This window comes from Mycobacterium sp. ELW1 (assembly GCF_008329905.1).
Lineage (GTDB): Bacteria > Actinomycetota > Actinomycetes > Mycobacteriales > Mycobacteriaceae > Mycobacterium.
Genome location: NZ_CP032155.1, coordinates 5,555,893 through 5,575,461 on the forward strand (window position 1 = coordinate 5,555,893; position 19,569 = coordinate 5,575,461).

The 19,569-nt window shown below is 63.2% G+C and carries 17 protein-coding genes and 1 pseudogene; 3 read left to right on the plus strand and 15 right to left on the minus strand.

What is annotated here, in order from left to right; genetic code table 11:
* The first annotated feature begins 45 nt into the window (after positions 1-45).
* Positions 46-813, plus strand: a complete 768-nt coding sequence (locus D3H54_RS26670) for a hypothetical protein (protein WP_149382652.1) — start codon at positions 46-48, stop codon at positions 811-813.
* 448 nt (positions 814-1,261) lie between these two features.
* Here the strand turns inward: D3H54_RS26670 and D3H54_RS26675 are convergent, their stop codons facing one another.
* From D3H54_RS26675 to D3H54_RS26730, 12 genes are all read right to left on the minus strand, one after another.
* A complete protein-coding gene (locus D3H54_RS26675) occupies positions 1,262-2,854 on the minus strand; it encodes a flavin-containing monooxygenase (protein ID WP_286199329.1) in 1,593 nt (530 codons plus the stop codon).
* Between the two features lie 583 nt (positions 2,855-3,437).
* Positions 3,438-5,012: an aldehyde dehydrogenase family protein gene (locus D3H54_RS26680; RefSeq protein WP_149382654.1), complete on the minus strand. Its 1,575-nt coding sequence runs from the start codon at positions 5,010-5,012 to the stop codon at positions 3,438-3,440.
* Between the two features lie 30 nt (positions 5,013-5,042).
* Positions 5,043-5,528, minus strand: coding sequence for a MaoC family dehydratase (locus D3H54_RS26685; RefSeq protein WP_115327676.1), 486 nt, complete (start codon positions 5,526-5,528; stop codon positions 5,043-5,045).
* Positions 5,525-6,283 carry an acetyl-CoA hydrolase/transferase C-terminal domain-containing protein gene (locus D3H54_RS26690; protein ID WP_149382656.1) on the minus strand — a complete coding sequence of 253 codons (759 nt, stop codon included), beginning with the start codon at positions 6,281-6,283 and terminating at the stop codon, positions 5,525-5,527. The genes D3H54_RS26685 and D3H54_RS26690 overlap by 4 nt, the downstream gene beginning before the upstream one ends.
* A gap of 110 nt (positions 6,284-6,393) precedes the next feature.
* Entirely contained in the window at positions 6,394-6,777 is a 384-nt protein-coding gene (locus D3H54_RS26695) for a hypothetical protein (RefSeq protein ID WP_149382658.1), read from the minus strand.
* Positions 6,774-7,202, minus strand: coding sequence for a nuclear transport factor 2 family protein (locus D3H54_RS26700; protein WP_115327678.1), 429 nt, complete (start codon positions 7,200-7,202; stop codon positions 6,774-6,776). The genes D3H54_RS26695 and D3H54_RS26700 overlap by 4 nt, the downstream gene beginning before the upstream one ends.
* A 20-nt stretch (positions 7,203-7,222) precedes the next feature.
* Positions 7,223-7,645: a MaoC family dehydratase gene (locus D3H54_RS26705; RefSeq protein ID WP_115327679.1), complete on the minus strand. Its 423-nt coding sequence runs from the start codon at positions 7,643-7,645 to the stop codon at positions 7,223-7,225.
* Positions 7,638-8,090 carry an FAS1-like dehydratase domain-containing protein gene (locus tag D3H54_RS32265; protein ID WP_115327680.1) on the minus strand — a complete coding sequence of 151 codons (453 nt, stop codon included), beginning with the start codon at positions 8,088-8,090 and terminating at the stop codon, positions 7,638-7,640. Before D3H54_RS32265 ends, D3H54_RS26705 begins: the two co-directional genes overlap by 8 nt.
* The gene (locus D3H54_RS26715; RefSeq protein ID WP_149382660.1) at positions 8,090-8,512 is read right to left on the minus strand and encodes a Zn-ribbon domain-containing OB-fold protein; all 423 of its coding nucleotides are present in this window, start codon (positions 8,510-8,512) and stop codon (positions 8,090-8,092) included. The genes D3H54_RS32265 and D3H54_RS26715 overlap by 1 nt, the downstream gene beginning before the upstream one ends.
* Complete coding sequence (locus tag D3H54_RS26720; RefSeq protein WP_286199009.1) at positions 8,509-9,486, minus strand: thiolase domain-containing protein; 978 nt, start codon at positions 9,484-9,486, stop codon at positions 8,509-8,511. Before D3H54_RS26720 ends, D3H54_RS26715 begins: the two co-directional genes overlap by 4 nt.
* A gap of 187 nt (positions 9,487-9,673) precedes the next feature.
* A complete protein-coding gene (locus D3H54_RS26725) occupies positions 9,674-10,564 on the minus strand; it encodes an SDR family NAD(P)-dependent oxidoreductase (protein ID WP_149382662.1) in 891 nt (296 codons plus the stop codon).
* 3 nt (positions 10,565-10,567) lie between these two features.
* Positions 10,568-11,800, minus strand: coding sequence for a cytochrome P450 (locus D3H54_RS26730; protein ID WP_168214978.1), 1,233 nt, complete (start codon positions 11,798-11,800; stop codon positions 10,568-10,570).
* A gap of 313 nt (positions 11,801-12,113) precedes the next feature.
* Between D3H54_RS26730 and D3H54_RS26735 the strand changes: the two genes are divergently transcribed.
* Together D3H54_RS26735 and D3H54_RS26740 are read left to right on the plus strand one after the other, a co-directional pair.
* Entirely contained in the window at positions 12,114-12,437 is a 324-nt protein-coding gene (locus D3H54_RS26735; RefSeq protein WP_149382664.1) for a 2Fe-2S iron-sulfur cluster-binding protein, read from the plus strand.
* 11 nt (positions 12,438-12,448) lie between these two features.
* Positions 12,449-13,722: pseudogene (locus tag D3H54_RS26740) on the plus strand (NAD(P)/FAD-dependent oxidoreductase).
* Between the two features lie 1,402 nt (positions 13,723-15,124).
* Here D3H54_RS26740 and D3H54_RS26745 read toward each other — a convergent pair.
* The 3 genes from D3H54_RS26745 to D3H54_RS26755 are packed head-to-tail and all read right to left on the minus strand — an operon-like array spanning position 15,125 to position 19,565.
* Positions 15,125-16,741, minus strand: coding sequence for an AMP-binding protein (locus tag D3H54_RS26745; RefSeq protein ID WP_149382666.1), 1,617 nt, complete (start codon positions 16,739-16,741; stop codon positions 15,125-15,127).
* Positions 16,728-18,368, minus strand: coding sequence for a GMC family oxidoreductase (locus tag D3H54_RS26750; protein ID WP_149382667.1), 1,641 nt, complete (start codon positions 18,366-18,368; stop codon positions 16,728-16,730). Before D3H54_RS26750 ends, D3H54_RS26745 begins: the two co-directional genes overlap by 14 nt.
* Before the next feature lie 30 nt (positions 18,369-18,398).
* Positions 18,399-19,565 (minus strand): acyl-CoA dehydrogenase family protein, encoded by a 1,167-nt coding sequence (locus D3H54_RS26755; protein ID WP_149382669.1) that lies wholly within the window; start codon positions 19,563-19,565, stop codon positions 18,399-18,401.
* Positions 19,566-19,569 lie beyond the last annotated feature (4 nt).

The window sequence follows — 19,569 nt, forward strand, 5'->3', positions numbered from 1 at the left end:
AACCAAATTCTAACTAGAATAATAGGTGTTTACACAGGCGAGGGATTGGGGATCGGCTTGATTAATAGATGGTCACAGCGGATTTGTGTTTGGAGTGGGGTTCTGTTCGCTGCCTTATTCTTCGTCGGTTTCGGTCTCATTGCACGGTACATTCCGCCCCCTGATCCGGCGCGCTCGGCAATTGACGTTGCATCCTTCTACCGCGACCACGCCAACGCCATCCGGGCCGGGATGATCCTGAGCATGTACGGGCTGGTGTTCTTTGTGCCCTTTACCGCGGCAATCTCGGTGCAGCTGAAGAGAATCGAGGGACAGCACACGCCGCTGTCCTATGCACAGCTCGGAATCGGTTGCACATTGCCGGTGGCGTTTTTCCCGGCGCTCTACTATTTCCAGGTCGCCGCCTATCGGCCGGAGCGGTCCGCGGAGGCGGTTCAGACACTTAACGACATGGGATGGCTCCCCTTCACCGGAATCGTCTACGCGATTTTCGTGCAGAACCTCGTCATCGGTATAGCGGTGCTATCCGACCGGCGGGGCAGCCCGGTGTTCCCGCGGTGGTATGGCTACTTTTGCCTCTGGACGGCGCTGCTGTACTGCCCAGCGAGTTTAGATGTGTTCTTCCAAGCAGGGCCGCTGGCATGGAACGGACTGTTCTCCTGGTGGCTGTCGTTGGTGGCATTCTTCGCCTGGATCGTGGTGACCGTTGTGATCACGCTGCAGGCCATCACCAGACAACATCTCAGCGACCAGGCTCAGACGGAACCGACGGATTCGCCAGCGTCCGTGGGCGGTGAGCCTTCGCTCGCCTAACCTCGCTGCCCGCCAGTCCAGCCACACCGCGTGTGGCCTCATCCATACGCGGCACCGCCCTCCCACGCCGCAGCGACGCATCAGCGGCGTGCACTCGTGGCGTACTCATGACTCTGGAGCCCTGTCATGAGATTCGTCTTGCCGACTGGCGTCGGTGCGGCAACGAGGATGCAGGCACCGGTTCCCACGCCGCGGAACCAAAGGCAGCCGGCGACCCGCACCCCAGGGAATCTGCAGCCGCGCAGCCTGATTCGGTAGTACGCGCACGACGGGCTACCGCCGGCCACCCGGTTTCAAGACGTGCATTGCATGGGTCTAAGCGGCCGCATCGACTGACCGGACACGGAAAGTCGAGGAGCCGGCGACCCACGCAGTGCGGATGCCGCGCCACCACGCCGAAGCCAGCGATGGGGTGGCGGATTCGGCGTGGTGGGCCACGGGCGTGGCGTTAGTGCGCTGACTCGAGGTTGTCGCGCAGCGCGTCCTCGGTGACGAAATCCGTGAGGTCGGCATCGTGTGTCATGAGCCAATAGTCGACGACTCGGTACGGCGAGTTGGTGACGACTCGACCGCGGCTGTTTCGGTAGTAGGTCGTCATGCCCGGGTGGCTCCACACCAACTTCGAATGTTGCGTGTCGACTTCATTTACCCAGCGGTCGTGTATCTCTGGACGGCATTCCACTGCGCCGAGGCCGGCGGCAATCATCTTGGTGATGACATCGATGATGTAGCGGGCTTGGGATTCCCCGATGAAGAAGTAGGAGCCGCCGGAACCGGAATTCGTATTGGGTCCATACATCAGGAACAAGTTCGGGAAGCCCGGCACGGTTATGCCGAGGTGCGCCGTGGCATCGTCTTCGCCCCACGCCTCATGTATCCGTTTGCCCTCGCGCCCAATGAATTCGATCGGTTGCAGGTAGCTGGTCGTCTCGAAACCGGTCGAGAAAACCAGAATGTCAGCGTCGAACTGCTCACCAGCGGTGGTCACGACCCCGGATTCGGTGATCTCTGCGATACCGTCCGTGACGAGGGTCACGTCGTCGCGCTTGAGCGCAGCGAACCACCCATTGTCGAGGAGCATGCGCTTGCCGAAGGGCGGGTAATCCGGGAGGCACTTCTCGATGAGATCCGGCCGCCCCTCGAGCTGATCGACCAGATAGCGCGTGAAGTAGCGGCGGTGGCCGTCGTTGATCGGGTTGAGCGATCGCTTCGAATCGCCCCATTCCGGATCGATCGTCAGCGACGGATGGATACGATCGTTGAACGTCCATGCCAGCCGGAATCGGTACCAGGCGTGGTAATTCGGGACGTGCTTCATCAGCCAGTGCACGTCTTCGGGGATCGCAGCGAAGTACTCCGCGCAGGGAGCAACCCACTGCGGGGAGCGCTGGAAGATGGTCAGTTGTTCCACCTGGTCGACGATGGCAGGCACTAGCTGCATTGCGCTCGCGCCGCTTCCGATGACGGCAATCCGCTTTCCGCTGATCTCGAGGTGTTCGGGCCAGTCGGCGGTGTGAAACTTCGGTCCTCGGAATTTGTCTAGCCCCGGGATATCTGGTGTCTTGGGCTTATCGAACAGCCCGACACCGCTGATGACGACGTTGCCGCAATGGGCCTTGACGCTGCCGTCTTCAGAACGCGCATACACCGTCCAGCGTTGGGTGTCCTCATCGTACTCCGCGCGCTCGACTCGGGTGCCGAAGGCGATGTCGCGCCGAATGTCAAAGTGGTCCACGGCTTCTTGGATGTAGGCCACCATTTCGTCGCGCTTACCGAAGTGCATTGACCAATCACGGGGGAAAAAGGAGAAGGAGTACAGATAGCTCGGCGTGTCGACGCCGGCCCCCGGATAGCGGTTGGTGAGCCACACTCCACCGACATCGCTGCTGCGTTCGAGGATGACGAACGGAATCCCGAGTTGGCGTAGCCGGGCCGCGGCGATGATGCCTGAAATCCCGGCGCCGATGATGACGACCGAGAAATCCTCGACCGCTAGGGGTTCGGGGTCGGGCGTCGGCGCTAGGCCCATCTCCTCGCGCATCACTCGCTCGTACTCCGGCGGGACGTCCTCATCGACACAGATGCTAAGCATCTTGCGCAGCAGCTCGGGATCGGGCAGCGGGACCGCCGCCGACTTACCCGCCGACCATGCTGAAATGGCCGATACCGCGCACCGGCGAATCTCGTTGGCCACATCGGGGTCAAAACCGCCGGAATCGTTGGGACTCAGCCCTGATGAACGGGTGGGACGGAACGGATCGTTGAGCCAGCGTTCCTCGCCGGTGAGCTGATACAGAACCATGGTCAGCGTGGGCAGGTTGGCAGCATTCACGGCGTGCTCCAAACGCCGCTCGTCGATCGGGCTATCCGGCGGGGTCATCGACATAGGAATCTTCTCCTTGGTACGCCCGGGGCGGCCTGCGCAACCCGGCACTTGTATCTAAATCAGTTTAGATTATGAATGCCGGGAGTGCAGCAATCTCATCCAGGACTTAGCAGGTATGGCTTGTAGATAAGTGTTTTCGCCGACGCGCCGGAGTGAACGCGCAACAAAATAGACTCAGAAAGTTGTCTGACGACGCCCACCTGGTCGTGCGGACCAGGAACTCGCGGGTGATACCGGGTCAGCGTCTGTTCGCGCGACCCATCCTGCGGCGCCAATCGTGGGCGCCGAGCAGTCGCACCAGTTTGGCTTGCAGTTTGCTCTTCGTCGGGATGTAGGGATACCAGTGCGGCTCGGAACTGAGGGTGAAGCGCTCTGAGACCACTGATTGTTGCCGGCAGAACTTGAGGATCCCGGCGGGGCCGCCCGAGCGGCTGCCCAGACCTGATTCCTTCCAGCCACTCATCGGAATGGTCAATTGAAAGGTGCTCATCATGACGTTGTTCTGATTGACTGCGCCGGCATCGAGCTTGCGGGTGATGCGATCGGCACGGTCCGGGTCGCGGGTCCATACGCTAGCGCTCAACCCGTAGCGCGAGTCGTTGGCCAACCGGATGGCCTCATCTTCGTCGGCGACCTTCATGATCGGCAGTGTGGGGCCGAAGGTTTCGTCGCGCATGCACAGCATGCTGTGGTCGACGTCCACGAGAACGGTGGGTTCGAAGAATTGTCCGTGCGGGCCGCGTTTTCCGCCGGCCAGGACGGTAGCCCCCTTGGCCACGGCGTCCTGGACGTGATGTTCGACGATGTCCAGTTGCGCCGGGGTGCACATGGCTCCCACATCAGTGCTGAAGCTGCCGTCGGGATCCATGCCCTGGCGGAGCGCCTTGACCTTCTCGGTCACTTTCGCAACGAACTCGTCGTATACCGGAGTTTCGACGTAGACCCGCTCGACGGAAATGCAGATTTGTCCCGAGTTCCACATCGAGCCCCACGCGGCGGCGCCGGCCGCTCGGTCGATGTCGGCATCTGCCAAGACGATCATCGGGTCCTTACCGCCCAGCTCAAGGCTGCACGGAATCAATCGCTCGGCCGCACGCGCGGCGATCTTGCGTCCGGTGCTTGTGGATCCGGTGAACATCACCATGTCGACTTCGTCGACGACGGCCGCACCGGTCTGCGGGCCGCCGGTCACGTTGGCCATCACTGGGGGGGCGCCGATGTCCTCGAGCCAACCTCTGGTGGCTTCTTGCCATGTCAAGGGCGTGAATTCGGAGGGCTTGAAAAGCACTGCTGCACCGGCCATTAGCGCTGCCACACCGTCGAGCATGGGGCCGCCCAACGGGCCGTTCCAGGGCGTGAGCATGCCTACCAGTTGATAGGGGCGGGTAAAGACCCGCAGCTTCTTGGTGACGGCGTTGGGTCCCCAGCCTGCGACCTTGCGATCGGCGAGGAATTCGGCGGCGTGTCCGCTGTAGTAGTTGATCAGGTCGACAGCCATGGAGATTTCCAGTGCTGCATCCCCCCACGATTTGCCGGTCTCTTCCTGCATGATGCCGACCAGGTGAGTTTCGTTGTCCAGGATCCAGTCGAGGAAATTGCGCATGTGGGCTGCGCGTCCGGTTGGTCCGAGGTCTTCCCATGCCGGCTGGGCGGCGCGCAGTCGCGTCGCCGCGCTCGCCACTTCGGCCGGTCCGAGGTCGGGCACACTGGCGATCAGGCGTCCATCGGCGGGGCAGCGCACCTCGATGACAGCACCGCGAGCGCCGTTGACATCGCTGTCGTCGGGCCGGGAAGCAGTCTGTGCTGTAGCCATTTTCGACTCCTCTGCTGTGAACGACTCGTGTCAGCCGTCAGTGGTTGCCGACGGGGGGCTGCAGATCACCAGCGCAGCCCGTCGCGCGGTGCATACCATTGCTCCGCGTTGGTTGGTGCCGCGGTGCTCAAAGGTTACGACCCCTTGTCCTGGCCGCGAGGTGGACGGGCGTTTGTCGAGGATCTCGGTCTCGGCAGTCAGGGTGTCACCGATCAGGACTGGCGCGGGAAACCGGATGTCGGAGAATCCGAGGTTGGCGACGGTCGTTCCTTCGGTGAGGTCGGCGACGCTGAGACCCACCACGGTCGATAGCGTGAACAGACTATTGACGAGGCGTTCACCGAACTCTTGTGTCGCGGCGAACGCCGCGTCCAGATGCAGACTCTGGGTGTTCATGGTCAGCGTGGTGAACAGCACGTTGTCGGCCTCGGTCACAGTGCGCCCGGGCCGATGCTCGTACACGTCGCCGACGATGAGCTCCTCGAGATACTTCCCGCGCCGACGGTAGATGGTCACGGCGTGCCCTGGGCGAGAGCTGTCAACGCGCGCCGGTGGTCGGGATGGGCGATCTCGATCAGCGCCTGTCGCCGCTCGGCGAGGCTGCGCCCGTCGAGGCGCGCCACGCCGTATTCCGTCACCACCACATCGACCATGGAACGGGGAATGGTGACCGCGGCAACCGAACCCACGATGCGCGAGAACCCTTTGGGGGTGGCCGAGGGCAGCGCGATCATGCGCAACCCGCCGGACGAACGGCTGGCGGCGTCGACGAAGTCGAGGCTGCCACCCACTCCCGATATCTGCCTTCCCCGCAGCACCTCGCTGTTCACCTGGCCGGTGATATCGACCTCGACGGCGGTGTTGATCGAGACCAGTCGTGCTGTCCGAGACAATATCCCGGCATTATGCGACATTGCAGAGGGATGGACCGCGACGGCGGGGTTGCGGTCGGCGAAGCGCATGAGGTGCGTAGTGCCCATCAGTTCCGGTGACAGGATTGCGGGTTGGTCGCCGTCGACCGGAATGACACCCTGATCGAACAGATTCACCATCTCGTCGGTGGCCATTCCGGTGAACCGCACCGTGCCGAGGTTCGCGCCCGCCAGGGAGTTGACGACCGCTTCGGGAATGGAGCCGATGCCGATTTGCAGAGTTGGATGCTCGGGCAACAGGTTCACGATGTGTTCTGCGATGCGATTACTGATCTCGCTGGGCTGTGCGGATTGGTATTGCGGTGTCTGCTCGGCGGTGTCGATCAGCGCATCGAACAACGATTCATGGACGGTGGTATTGCCAAGAGTCCATGGCAGGTCTGGGTCGATCTCGCCAATGCGGACCCGGGCCAGCCGCAGGGCGTCGAGGTTATAGCCGGCGGAGGGTCCTAGCGAGCAGTAGCCGTGCCGGTCCGGGGGGTTATCCGCACCAGTGCGACGTCCACCCCCCAGGCCTCCAAGAGCGCGGCGATCCGGGAGGCGCGCGTCGGCACGAATTTGGCAACGCCGTCGGCAATCAGATCCGCGATCGGCGCCATGACATGCCAAGTGCAGTACTGGAGGTCTCCGGCGCGGACCGCGTCGAGGAACGGATAGTCGCCCAGCAGAAGCCCCGAGCTCAGGGTCCAATCCCGACCGTGGGCTTCTTTGCTCAGCGCCTGCAGCAGGGTGGTTGGTGCGCCGCAACCGGGTGCGGCCACCAGATGTGCACCGTCGCCGGCCAGCATCAGCGCGTCGGCGGGCTCCATCGTGCGCGAAGTCGCTCGCCTCATTGCGGCTGCGCCATCGCGGCTTCGACCGCGGTTTTGGAGAATGCCTCGTCGAATGCCCGCTCGTCGGACTGGAATTCGTCGACTTCGACGATCCGGCCGTTGGCGATGCGATACACCAGGCACTCCCGCAGGCGCACCGTCTTGCCGCCGACGTTCACGATGCCGTACTGGTATGCGGCGGCGTACTCGGCGCTGGTGGTGATGTCGATGATCTCGAATTGTGCTGGGCCGGTGAATATCCGCTTCATTTTGCCGAACAGCGCAAAGATGGCGCTGCGACCGGCATAGACGCCCGAGAGTGCGTTGGCGCCGGGCACTCGCCAGATGCAGCTCTCGTCGAGTGCGGCTTCAATCCCCGCCCGGTCCTGACCGGATAGCGCGGCCATGAGGCGGCGCACGAGCTGTGCGTTCGGATGTTCGGTCATCGGTTCCTTCCTCACAAAAGTCAGACGCGGGCCGTCGCATCGCCCGACAGCACAACTACGCCGTGATGATTGGTTGTGCGGATCTCGAAGTCGACCTCATCGCCGTGCGCACTGCTGCGTACGGCGACTGCCGTTGCCACTGCGTGTAGTGCGTCACCTGGCCACACGGGGTGCACGAAACGTGCTCGGTATCGCACCAGTCGATTTCGGCCTACCCACTCGGCCAGCAGCGTTTCGGTGGCCGCCATCGTCAACATGCCGTGGGCCATGACGCTGGGGTATCCCGACAGCTGCGCCCACGGTTCGTCGGTGTGCAGCGGGCTGTAGTCACCGGAAGCAGCTGCATACTGGACGATTTGGGTGCGGGTCACTTCGGCGTCCACCACCGCCTCGCGGCGGGCGCCGATGACGAATTTCTGGTCGGTGTGGAGATCGCTACCCATGGCCGGCGTCGACCTCATTAGCGGCGAACTCGGTGTCGACCAGAACCATTCGCGAACGCAGAACCAGCTCGCCCGCAGTATTTCGATACTCCCTGATGAGCTCTCGGAATTTCAGCGTCCCGGGCCGCCGACTTTGCTTTTGCCAGCTGGCGCCTTCGTATTCTGTGACCGCAAGGCGATCTCCCACGTGCATGCCAGCGAAGTACTCGAATTCTTGCTCAGCGTGAAGCACGCTGCCGCCCGGCGTTGAACTACCAACTGCCAACGCCCCCGTGGGGCGTAGGCCCCGCATGTGTTGGGGATCGAATTGGATTGACGCGGCGGGGAAGGTCAGCGGCACCACAGTCCCGTTTTCCGGCACTTCGCGAGCGAGTCGCTGGTCGCCAACAGCTCGAGCAAACGCCAGAACATGACCCGGCTCGATCTCGAAAGTGTAAGTCCCCATTACGGCTCCGGAGTGACTGGCCGAAAGCGGGGCAGAGCACCGTCACCACCGGTGGCGCAGAACACCACCTCCACAGGTTGGCCGATCGACAACTCGGTGGGATCGCAGCCGATGATGTTGGTCAGCATCTTGGGACCCTCATTGAGTTCGACCATGGCGAGTACGTAGGAGCCGGCGTCTGCGTATTCCAGGATTCCGCGGGTCGTCACCGTGTGGCTGTAAATGCTGCCCCGGCCGCTGGCCTCGATGTAGGCCAGGTTGGTGTGGTGGCAATTCGCGCAGACGTATCGGGGGTAGTAGCCGGCGAGTCCACAGTCTGCACACCGCTGCAGCAACAACTTCCCGTCCAGCGTCGCGGCCCAGAACACCGAGGTGTCGGGTGTGACACCCGGCGGCGGCGACGGTAATTGGGGTGCGCTCATGCGTCCTCCCGGCCTAGAACGACGGTCGCGTTGCCCATGCGTGTGCTCAGCCAGCCCCCGGTTCCGTGGGCCAGCGCAAGGTTGCAGTCAGAGATCTGCACGGCGGGATGGGCTTCGCCGCGCAGCTGACGGACTGCCTCGATGATTTTCGTCATTCCCCCGCGGTTGGCCGGGTGGTTGTTACATAGGGATCCGCCGTCGGTGTTGAACGGCAGTCGGCCATGGGGAGCCTGCAGCGCACCGTCGAGGACGAACGTGCCGCCGTCGCCCTTGGCGCAGAAGCCCAAGTCTTCGAGCGCCAACAACACGGTGATGGTGAACGAGTCGTACAGCCCGACGTAATCGATGTCGGCAGGACGCACCCCGGCCTCGGCGAACGCGTCGCTGCCCGACCGCACACCACCGGTCACGGTGATGTCTTGCCAGCCGCCGCGGGTGTGCTCGACGGTCTCTCCGTGTCCGAGGATTTTCACGCAGTCGCGGTCCAGCGTGGAGGCGACGTCGTCAGCGACGATCACGAGGGCTCCCCCACCGTCGGTGACTACGCAGCAATCAAGGCGATGCAGCGGCGTCGACACCATCGGGGAATTCACCACGTCCTCGACAGTGACGACCTTCGGCAACAGGGCGTGTGGGTTGTGTTGAGCGTGTGTTGAGGCGGCCACTTTGATTTCGGCGAGTTGCTCGCTGGTGGTCCCGTATTGATACATGTGCCGTTGCGCCGCAAGGGCGTATAGCGCACTGACGTTAGCTCCGAAAATCGGTTCGAACGATTTTTCCGGCGGATCGCCCATCAGCTGCCCGGGGGCCCGCAGCGAGGTCGTGCGGGGGCGCCCTCCCAAAGTGATGAGCGCGATCCGGCATTTCCCGGCGGCGACGGCTGCCGCGGCATGCCCCACGTGGGACATGTACACCGAGCCACCCATGTCGGAGCTGTCCATGTAGCGCAATTTGAGGCCGAGGTAGTCGGCCATCGCCAGCCCCCCAGCCCAGGGGCGTCGCCCCCACAGAAGTAGCCGTCGACATCGGCGAGGTCAAGGCCGGCGTCGGCCAATGCACCCAGGGCTACTTCGGCGTGAATCTGCGGGATCGACTTGTCGGGCAGTTCGCGTCCGGGATGTTCGAAAGCCCCTGCGATGAACGCTTTTCCTTTGATGGACATCAGATGAACGGGTTCGGCGGGGCCGCTTCGGTGATGGGACGGAATTGTGTCTCCACCTCTTTGGCCATTTCCTCCAGATCCCACGGGCCCTCCGAGCGCAGGGTCACCAGTGGTTCGGGGTCGCTGTAGAGCGACACCTCGTAGCCCCGCGCGTGCACCACGTGACCGTTGAGCCATCCGGATTGCTCAGAGCCCAGGTAAGCGGCAATGGGGGCGATACTGTCGGGCGAGAGTTCGTTGCCACCCGTGCTGTAGGCGTCGTCTTTGATGGTCGCCGTCATCCGCGTTGCCGCTGCCGGCGAGACGGCGTTGGTCGTCACTCCGTACTTCTTGAGCGCGACCGCGCACGAATAGGTCAGTCCGACGATCCCCATCTTCGCGGCGGAGTAATTCGGCTGTCCGGGGGCCCCGTGCAGGCCGGCCCTCGACGTGTAGTTGATGATTCTGTGTTGGGCGTTGGGATTGTCGAGTTTGCGCCAGTAAGCGGCGGCAGGCCTGATGGTGTTGAAATGCCCTTTGAGGTGGACCCGAATCACGGCGTCCCACTCCTCTTCGGTCATGTTGAAGATCATCCGATCACGCAAGATTCCGGCGACATTCACCAGTACATCGAGCTTTCCGAACCGCTCGATGGTTGACTCGACGAGATCGCGGGCGGCGTCGTGGTCGGAGATGTCGGCCCCGTTCGTGATCGCGGTGCCGCCATTTTGCTCAATCTCATGCGCCAGTTCGAGTGCTGGATTGCCGTCGCTTTCCAGCCCACTCAGCGACGCCCCAATGTCATTGATGACGACCGTGGCTCCCTCGCGGGCGAACAGCCGGGCGACCGCGCCGCCGATGCCGCGGCCACCACCGGTGACGATGGCGACACGCCCCTCCATAAGTCCCATAGATCAACGCTCCAGAAAGACCGGCAGTGCAATGGGGCCACGGGCGAATGCCGGTCGATACTTCACTTCGTAGCCGGGTTGGAGCTGAAACACGCTCAACTCACTAATCGCGCGGACTGCTGCTTTGAGCTCCCGCCGCGCCAGGTGATTGCCAAGGCATCGATGGATGCCGGCGCCGAAGGCCAGGTGCGCCGAACCATTCGGACGATTGAAATCGAGGGTGTCCGGATCGGGGAATTTCTCCGGATCATGGTTGGCCGCAGCCCAATTCAGCAAGATGCGGTCACCACTTCGCATCGGGCAGCCGCGAACTTCGGTGTCGGCGGTCAGTGTCCGCCCGGCCGTGGGAACCGGTGATTCCAGCCGAAGGAATTCCTCGACATGCTTGTCCAGCACCTTGTCGTCGGCACCGCGCAGGCTTTCGCGCAGATCGTTGTCCGTGCTCAGGATGCGGGCGATGCCGGCCAACGCCCCCATCGTGGTCTCCATGCCGCCCATGATTGCCATGTTCAGCGTCTCCATCCTGGTCCGGTCGTCGAGTTCGAGCCCGTCGTCGAATTCGCCGGTGCCCAGGTGGGCGATCACCCCCGCCAGGTCGTCGGTTCGCCCCTCGTCGCGGCGCTTCTGCAGCAGCTCGATGCAGAACATGAACAATTTCGGGGCGACTTCGAGCGCTCTGTCGGGTTGTGTCAACAGGACGTCGAGGACCTCCAGAACCCAGCCGATGTCGGCGGACTTCTGGTCCAGGAAGCTTTCGAAAAAGACGATCGGCGGCAGTTGGGAGGTGAAGCCGGCAATGAAGTCCGCGGGGCTCTGCTGAACACAGTTGTCGATCAGGCGGTCGACGGTCGCGCGGATGCTGGGCTCGGCTGCGGCTAGCGCCTCGGGCGTGAACAACGGGTTGAGCGCCTTGCGAACACCGCGATGCAGAGGCGGATCGGTCTCCAGCGGCACCATCCGGAGGATGTCGAGATCGAACTGGACTGGCGCCGCGCCCTCAGCACTGCTGAAGACGTTCCAGTTGACCGCTGCATCCATCACGTCTTGGTACTTGTTGATCACCCAGAAGCCCGTGTCCTCCGCACTCCAGTGCGCGGTGCTGAACACGACCGGACATGTCTCCCGCAACGCGTTGACCCGAGGCCAGAAGTCGTCGGCGAGTTCGAGGTCGAGCGGATTGAAATCGACGGGCGATGTGCCGACCGGTGCCGGTTCGGCGATGTCGTGCTCGGTCATGTTGCAGCTCCTGTCTGAAGTCTCGCCCTGCGCATTGGGTCAGCCCCGTGTCCGCCGGCGGGTCACGTCGGCGGCCCGATTCCGGATCATCCGCATCCTGAGATCAAATCCTACGCAGATTTAGAACTGTTTCGTTTCTATACTCTGGCCATGAAGCTGTCAAGCGCGTCACATTTGCGGCAAGAAATGCCTGGAATTTGTGCTCGCGGTGCCGATCACCCCACCGGACCGGCACCCCGAGTGGGCAGGGCGTGGTGCAACATATTCGGTTTTAGTTTAGACTGCCGACACGAGCGTGCAGGAGGTAGCAGTCGTGGTGAAAGTGACATACGTCCGCCCCAGCGGCGACGTGGTGATCGTGGAGGTGGCCGAGGGAACTTCGGTCATGCAAGGCGCGATCGGCAACGAAGTCTCGGAGATCGTCGCCGAGTGCGGAGGCACTCTGGCGTGTGCCACATGCCACGTCTATGTCGATGAGGACTATGTAGAGCAGCTGGCCGCACCCAGCGAAGACGAACAGGAAATGCTCGACTACACCGCCTCGCCTCGGATGGCGAATTCCCGGTTAAGTTGTCAGATCCTGGTCGGACCCGAACTTGACGGCCTCGTCGTACGAGTGCCGCCCACCCAGTTATGACATCGGCGCCCATGCCGGCCACCATTGTCGTAGCCGGCGCGGGCCAAGCCGGTGCCAGCACGGCCGCGGCACTGCGCGAGTTCGGATTTCCGGGACGGATCGTGCTTGTCGGTGACGAACCGTATTTGCCGTATCAGCGGCCGCCCTTATCCAAAGGCCACCTCAACGGCACGAACGCCCAGGAAAGCCTCTGGCTGCACCCCAGCGGCTTCTACGCGCACCACGAGATCGACTTGATGCTCGACGATTCGGTACGCCGGATTGATCGCAACAACGCTCGGGTCGAACTCGCCAGTGGGACGGTCCTGGACTACGAGCATCTGGTGCTCGCCCTGGGGGGCGTAACCGCGCCTTGCCTCTCACTGGAGCCGACCTCGACGGCGTTGTCGGCCTGCGGAGTCTGGATGAGGCCGACGACATCCGGGATCGGCTGGGTCGCGCCCGCAATCTCGTGGTAGTTGGCGGCGGCTTCATCGGACTCGAAGTCGCCGCGACAGCGGTCAAGCTAGGCGTGGATGCCGTAGTGATCGAGGTCTCCGACCAACTGATGGGCCGCGTCGTGTCGCCCGAGATGGGCCGCATTCTTCTGGACGCTCATCGTGCTCGCGGATTGCGGGTTGCCCTGGGCACGAGCGTCCGCGCGATGAGCGGGGTGGCTGGCCGCGTCAACGCTGTCGTGACGAGCGACGGCCACGAACTCCCCGCCGACCTGGTGCTGGTGGGGGTCGGCGCGATTCCCAACACCGAGATCGCCGAGGGCGCTGGGCTTCGCGTCGACAACGGGATTGTCGTTGACGAATACCTCGCCACTGAAGACACGCGGATCTCGGCGGTGGGCGACTGTACGGTCTGCCCCAACCCGTTCGCCAGCGGGCGCAACGTGCGACTGGAGTCGGTACACAACGCCACGGCGCAGGCACGATTTCTGGCCGCGCGTCTTGTCGGACGGGCCGAACCCTACGTGAGCGTTCCATGGTTCTGGAGCAACCAGGGCGATCTGAAACTGCAGATCGCCGGACTTCGCGGCCCGTCAGACCACAACGTCTTTCGCGGAGATCCGGCCAGTGGCCGGTTTTCGGTCTTTTGTTTCGAAGGCGGCGTGCTGCGTTGCGTCGAGTCCCTCAACCGGCCGGGCGACCACATGGCTGCGCGCAAGCTGATAGCGGCTGGTGTCGCCCTAACCCCCAATCAAGCGGGCGATCTCACGGTTGACCTTCGCGCACACCTCGCTGAGGCCACCGTCGAGCCGGTCCTCACTGATGACCGGGCCCCCGCGCGGGGCTAGCTGTCGCCGTTGAGTGTGGTTGGCAGAGCGGTGGTTTCGGAAGGCTGAGGTAGTCGCCGTGGCCGGCAGCGCTTCATGTGAGAGCCGAAGCGGTCGGCAAGCGAAGGCCGCGGCATCGAGCGGCATATCGCTCACGGCCCTCATGGTCCACCACTCAGTATTCCTTAGCGATCCCTCCGTCGAAGGGATTGGGATCGCAACGGTCGGTAGGACCACGCGGCACGCGTGGCGCGCGAGCGAGCACGACGTTTCGGTGAACGACGGCGATGCCTGGGCCCGACCCCGTGTGATGCCCACCGAGGCGTCGCGGTCCTCGGCCGGTCCTAGCCGCGGGACTGATCAGCCCGCTGCATACGGCCGGACTTGGTCTCCGACAGCGCATCCAATCACACCGAAGCAGGGCGGCGATGTTCGAACTCAGCGACCAGATTCGATGCCGCCTCCCCATCGCCTCGATCGCAACCACTGGCGCGTTCGTCTCGAGTCCATGCGCCAGCACCTCGTGCCTCCCCATCGCCTCGATCGCAACCACTGGCGCGTTCAGACCGTGCTGGTCCAGCACCTGTTGCAGCCCGGCGACTCCATCTCGAGACATCGACCACGACATCGATCCCCAACGGACAGGAGGCGTTACTGATCCCAACGTGATTGAGTGCGCCTTACCTGGGCTCAGGGGCGACGATCATCCGAGACCGATCAACGCAACCTCATACCGACGGGAACAGCCTCCTCCGAACCGGACCGTCGAACGGGATCCGCCCAGTAGCCGCTGTTGGCATATCAGCTCAGCGCACCCGCGCTTGTCGAGGACGACGGTCGGTGCTCAACATCGAATGTTGGTCGCCGGCGAAGGCTTCCCAGGCAGCGATAACGAGCTGGATCGAGGCCTCCGGGTGGGCAGCGGCGACCGCGGCAATCGCTGAGACCGTTTGCGGCCCAAGGCCCGAAGTCGCTGCCGGGACACGCCCGGACGCGATAGCACCGTGCAGCAGTCGTTGAAACTGGCGGCGCTCGCCCGATACGGTCATCCGGCCACGCCAGGCTCGCGTAGGTCAGACAACGGTGTAGTTGCTACCCCGCGGTCTGCGGTCGGCGTCGCCTTGGCGAGCCTTAGCCCGGCTACGCGTATATCGATCACCGCCAGATCGCTTGCGTGGCGGCCGGCGGCCTGCGGCGCAGTACGCTCCAACCGCGCCCCGCCACGACCGAACGACCCGACGAATCTCGCCGACATTCGTCGGGGCATTGCGGCTTTCATCGTGAGTTCAAGCCGCGACAATCCGGATGATGAGTTGATCACTTGGAACACCTTCATTGTTCGCGGCGTCGCGACCGCCGCATCCGTTCCCCTGCGCACCGGGCCGAGTGCTGGAGGCTGCCGGGACCCAGTCAGGAATACCCGTTAGGAACGTCGCCGATCACCGCGGGCGACGACCAGTCCCAGTTCTTCAAAGTCGAGGGTGGCTTCGCTGACACCGCGTTCGCGCAGTTTGAACTTTTGCACACGGCCATTGGCGTTGGTCGGTAGGGATTCCAGTACCTCGACGTAACGCGGAATGGCGTAGTAGGGCATCGACTTTCGAAAGAATTCGAACAGTTCCTCCGGCTGGATTTCGCAGCCGTCGATCAGCACGAGGCAGACCTTGACGTCGTCCTCGCTGAGATCAGATGGCACGGCGTGCACGGCCGCTTGAGCGATCGAGGGGTGCGCGGCGATGGCCTGCTCGAGTTCGATGGAGGATACGTTTTCGCCTCGGCGACGCAGTGAGTCCTTCTTTCGGTCTGCAAACCAAAAGTATCCGTCGGCGCCAACCCGGGCGCAGTCCCCAGTGTGGTGCCACAGATTCCGAAAGGTACTCACCGTCGCGGCATCATCGTTCCAGTATCCGGAGAACAGGCGGAACGGCTCATCGGGGCGCACCACAATCTCGCCGGCCTCGCCAGCGGGCACCTCGCGGTCGTGATCGTCGACGATCTTGACCTGCAGTCCTCGCGTCAGTTTGCCCATGCTGCCGGCGTGGCGTTGGTCTCGCGGATCACCGAGCAGGACTGGCCAGCATTCCGATTGGCCGAACACTTCCGCGAAGGGGCTGATGCCGAAGCGCTTCTCGAAGCGATCGATGAAATCGGCAGTCGAGGGCATAAACGTAATATGGCGCAGCTTGTGGTTGCGGTCGTCTTCGTGGGGTGGCTGGGCCATAATCGCCATACCCATCGCCCCCATTCCCAGGGCAGCGGTGGCGCCCGTCTCCCTAATGCGTGCCATGTAGGTGCTGGCATGGAAAGCCGGCTCTACGATCGCCGATCCGCGAACGGCCAATGCTGCTGTGACGAGCCAGGTTTGACCGCTGAAGTGGAACAGTGGGTTTGCTCCGAAGACAATGTCACCCTTCTCATACCACCCGTTCTCGACGAACACATTGACCAGATTGCAGTAGTAGCCGTGGGTGATGGTGCAGCCCTTCGAGGGCCCGGTTGTGCCGGAGGTGTAGATGATGGCGCACACGTCGGCAGGCTCGATCTCGGGTTCGACCAGCGGCGCATCTGCGTTGAGAAGCTGCGCGTAGTGCGTGTCGGGCTGAATCGTCGCATCCTGGGCGCCATCCCCCACAAGGATCAGTTGTGGTCGGCGAGGAAGGGAGTCGAGAATCGGCGACAGTAGCTCGAGGGCTTGGCTGTCAGCGATGTACACCGTCGGGTCTGTCTGCAGCAGCTGGTGACGCAGAAAATCCCCGCGCAGGTACGTGTTGAGCGGGACCTGGATAGCGCCAGCTTTGGCCAAGGCATAGATGAGCACGATGTACTCGATGCAGTTGGGGAGGTTGATGGCGACCCGGTCGCCCTTGCCGACCCCGCACGCTTGCAGCGCCGCCGCGATGCGATCGGACTGCGTGTCGAGTTGACCGAGCGTGACCCAGTCGCTGTCGCATTGCACAAACGGCCGCCCAGGGTCGAGCGCCGCTTCCTCGCGCAGCCACCCGCCAAGGGTCCGTCCAACCTGGTGTTCATCGTGAGACATGAGGGAATCCGTTTCGGTTTGCGCTGCCAGACAGGATGAGCTCGGCGGCCCGTTCACCGATCATCATCGACGGGGCATTGGTGTTGCCGGTAGTGATGGTGGGCATGATGCTGGCATCGGCCACACGCAGGTTGTTGATGCCGTGCACTCGCAGTTCGGGGTCGACGACGGCAAGGTCGTCCACACCCATCTTGCAGGTCCCCACTGGGTGATAGGACGGGGTCACGGCGGCGCGCACATAGTCCTGCCAATCGGCGTCGTTGCGACAGTTGGCCTCTGGTTCGAGTTGCCCGTCGGTGATCGCTGTCATCGCCGGCTGGGCCATCACCCGCTGCACCTCACGCAACCCGAGCAGGCAGTCGCGCACGTCGTCCGGGTCGGCGAGGAACTGATAGGAGATGCGCGGTGTCGCGTCAGGCGCTGACCCGCGCAGCGTGACAGATCCGCGGGTGCGCGGTCGCAGGAAGGTCGACGACGCCAAGAAGCCCTCCTCTTTTGCCGGCTGCACGTTAAACATGCCGTTCTCATCCACGGCGCGGGTGATGGCGAAGGGAACAAATTGCAGCTGCAAGTCGGGGGTCTGCAAGCTGGGCTCCGTGCGCGCCATGCACTGAACTTGCACCATCGTCATCGCCAGCAGACCGCTACCGTCGCGCAGATAATCGGCGAGGCCTTTGGCGGCTGTCCCGACTCGCATCTTATTGATGGTGGGTATTGTCGACCGCCAACGCTGCATCAAGTAAGGGTGTTCGTGCAGGTTTTCGCCCACGCCGGGCAGATGCAACAGCGTTTCCACTCCCGCAGACGACAGCGCGGCCTTCGGGCCGATACCCGAGAGCTGCAGCAAGCGTGGGGAGCCGATCGCTCCTGCGCTCAGGATGACTTCTTCTCGGACCCGGGCCTCCATGACCGTGCCGTGATGGCGGTACTCGACTCCCACTGCTGCGCCGCCATCGACCAGGACGCGATGCACATAACTGTGGGTCCGCACGGTGAGTTTGGCTCGGGGGGCCACGCGACGCAGGTACTCGCGGGAGGATTGGGACCGGGTACCGCGGCGATGATTGACCTGGGCGAGTCCGACCCCGTCTTGGTCACGCCCGTTGTAGTCGGGGTTTACCGGGTAGCCGGCTTGTCGACAGGCCTCCATAAACGCCATGTTGGCCTGGCCGCGATTGGTTTGTACGTTGACGGCGATCGGACCGGAACCACCCCGAAACTCGCTGGCTCCCCCCGCCCAGGTCTCCATTCGTTTGAATGCAGGTAAGACCGAGTCGTAATCCCAGCCCGTGCAGCCCTGTTTGGCCCAGCCGTCGTAGTCGGCGCGGTTTCCCCGAACGTAGACACAGGAATTGATCGAGCCGCCGCCACCCATCACCTTGCCCGCCATCCAAGCTTCTGGACGTCCGGTGCGCGACGGGTCAGGCTCGGCCGGATACTTCCAGTTGACTTTCTGATAGGCGAGCGCGACCGCTGCAGGGATCCGCACGTCGATGCGCCGGTCGCTGACACCGGCTTCCAGCAGCAGAACCTCAGCGCCTGCCTCGGCAAGCCGTGCTGCCACCACCGATCCCGCCGATCCTCCGCCTACGACGATGTAGTCGAAGACTGTTCCGGTCTTGGTCAATCTCGGTACCCCTCATCAATTCCGTTGTGGCTAGTAGCTTTTGGGCAAACCGAGCACATGCTGGCTGACGTAGGCCAGGATCATTTCCTGTGGGATCGGCGCAATTTTCATCAGCCGCGCCTCGCGCCAGTAGCGTGCAATGTGATATTCCTCGGCATAGCCGAAACCGCCGTGTGTCTGCATGGCGGTGTCCGCGGCCTGGAAGCCGGCATCGGCCGCGAGCAGCTTGGCGATATTGGCTTGGGGGCCAGCTGGCACACCATGGTCGAGCATCCACCCGGCGCGTCGGGTGATCAGTTCGGCGGCCTCCAAGCGAGCGTGCGCCTCGGCCAAGGGAAACGCCACACCTTGGTTCTGGCCGATGGGCCTGCCATATACCACGCGTTGGTTGGCGTAGCCGATGGCGCGGCGCAGCGCCGCTTGCCCGGTGCCGATCGCCTCCGATGCGATGAGCACCCGCTCAGCGTTTAGCCCGTCGAGGAGATAGTAGAAACCTTTGTCCTGTTCCCCGACCAGGTCGGCGACCGATACGACGACGTCGTTATAGACGGTTTCGCAGGAGGAAACAGCGTTGCGTCCCGCTTTGGGAATGGGGGTAATCGTTACGGCCGGGTCGTGCAAGTCGACCATGAACAAGCTCAAGCCGTCGGTGCGGCGGGCGCACTGCTCGGCGGGTGTAGTTCTCGCCAGCAGCAGCACTCGGTCAGCGTCGAGCGCCTTGGACGTCCAAACCTTCTGTCCCCGAATCACGTACGAGTCACCATCGCGAACCGCTCGGGTTTTAATCGCTAATGTCTCGGTGCCGGCGTCCGGCTCGGTGACCCCGAAGGCGACATGGAGTTCTCCGGCGGCGACTCGCGGGAGGTAACGCTGTTTGATGTCCTCGGATCCATGCAAGATAAGCGGATGCATGCCAAAGATCGACAGGTGGATGGCGCTGCATCCGTTCATCGCCGCGCCCGAGGCGGCAACTTCCTGCAAGATGACCGACGCCTCGAGTAGCCCGCGGCCGCTACCGCCGTAAACCTCTGGTATGGCGACACCGATCCACCCGCCGTCGGCGAGTGCGCGATAGAAATCCCAGGGAAATTCGTGACGCTGGTCGCATCGAGCCCAATAGTCGTCATCGAACTTCGAGCAGACCGCGCGCACGCCTTCGCGGATCAGGTCGAGATCGGTGTCATCCGAGAAGTCCACTGTT

What these genes read in the sequence shown, in the direction of transcription:
- D3H54_RS26675 (WP_286199329.1), bottom strand. Translation starts at nt 2,854, where the DNA reads ATGCGCGAGGAGATGGGCCTAGCGCCGACGCCCGACCCCGAACCCCTA.
- D3H54_RS26720 (WP_286199009.1), bottom strand. Translation starts at nt 9,486, where the DNA reads ATGGCCGACTACCTCGGCCTCAAATTGCGCTACATGGACAGCTCCGAC.
- D3H54_RS26705 (WP_115327679.1), bottom strand. Translation starts at nt 7,645, where the DNA reads ATGGGTAGCGATCTCCACACCGACCAGAAATTCGTCATCGGCGCCCGC.
- D3H54_RS26730 (WP_168214978.1), bottom strand. Translation starts at nt 11,800, where the DNA reads ATGACCGAGCACGACATCGCCGAACCGGCACCGGTCGGCACATCGCCC.
- D3H54_RS26745 (WP_149382666.1), bottom strand. Translation starts at nt 16,741, where the DNA reads ATGTCTCACGATGAACACCAGGTTGGACGGACCCTTGGCGGGTGGCTG.
- D3H54_RS26725 (WP_149382662.1), bottom strand. Translation starts at nt 10,564, where the DNA reads ATGGGACTTATGGAGGGGCGTGTCGCCATCGTCACCGGTGGTGGCCGC.
- D3H54_RS26715 (WP_149382660.1), bottom strand. Translation starts at nt 8,512, where the DNA reads ATGAGCGCACCCCAATTACCGTCGCCGCCGCCGGGTGTCACACCCGAC.
- D3H54_RS26680 (WP_149382654.1), bottom strand. Translation starts at nt 5,012, where the DNA reads ATGGCTACAGCACAGACTGCTTCCCGGCCCGACGACAGCGATGTCAAC.
- D3H54_RS26695 (WP_149382658.1), bottom strand. Translation starts at nt 6,777, where the DNA reads ATGAGGCGAGCGACTTCGCGCACGATGGAGCCCGCCGACGCGCTGATG.
- D3H54_RS32265 (WP_115327680.1), bottom strand. Translation starts at nt 8,090, where the DNA reads ATGGGGACTTACACTTTCGAGATCGAGCCGGGTCATGTTCTGGCGTTT.
- D3H54_RS26700 (WP_115327678.1), bottom strand. Translation starts at nt 7,202, where the DNA reads ATGACCGAACATCCGAACGCACAGCTCGTGCGCCGCCTCATGGCCGCG.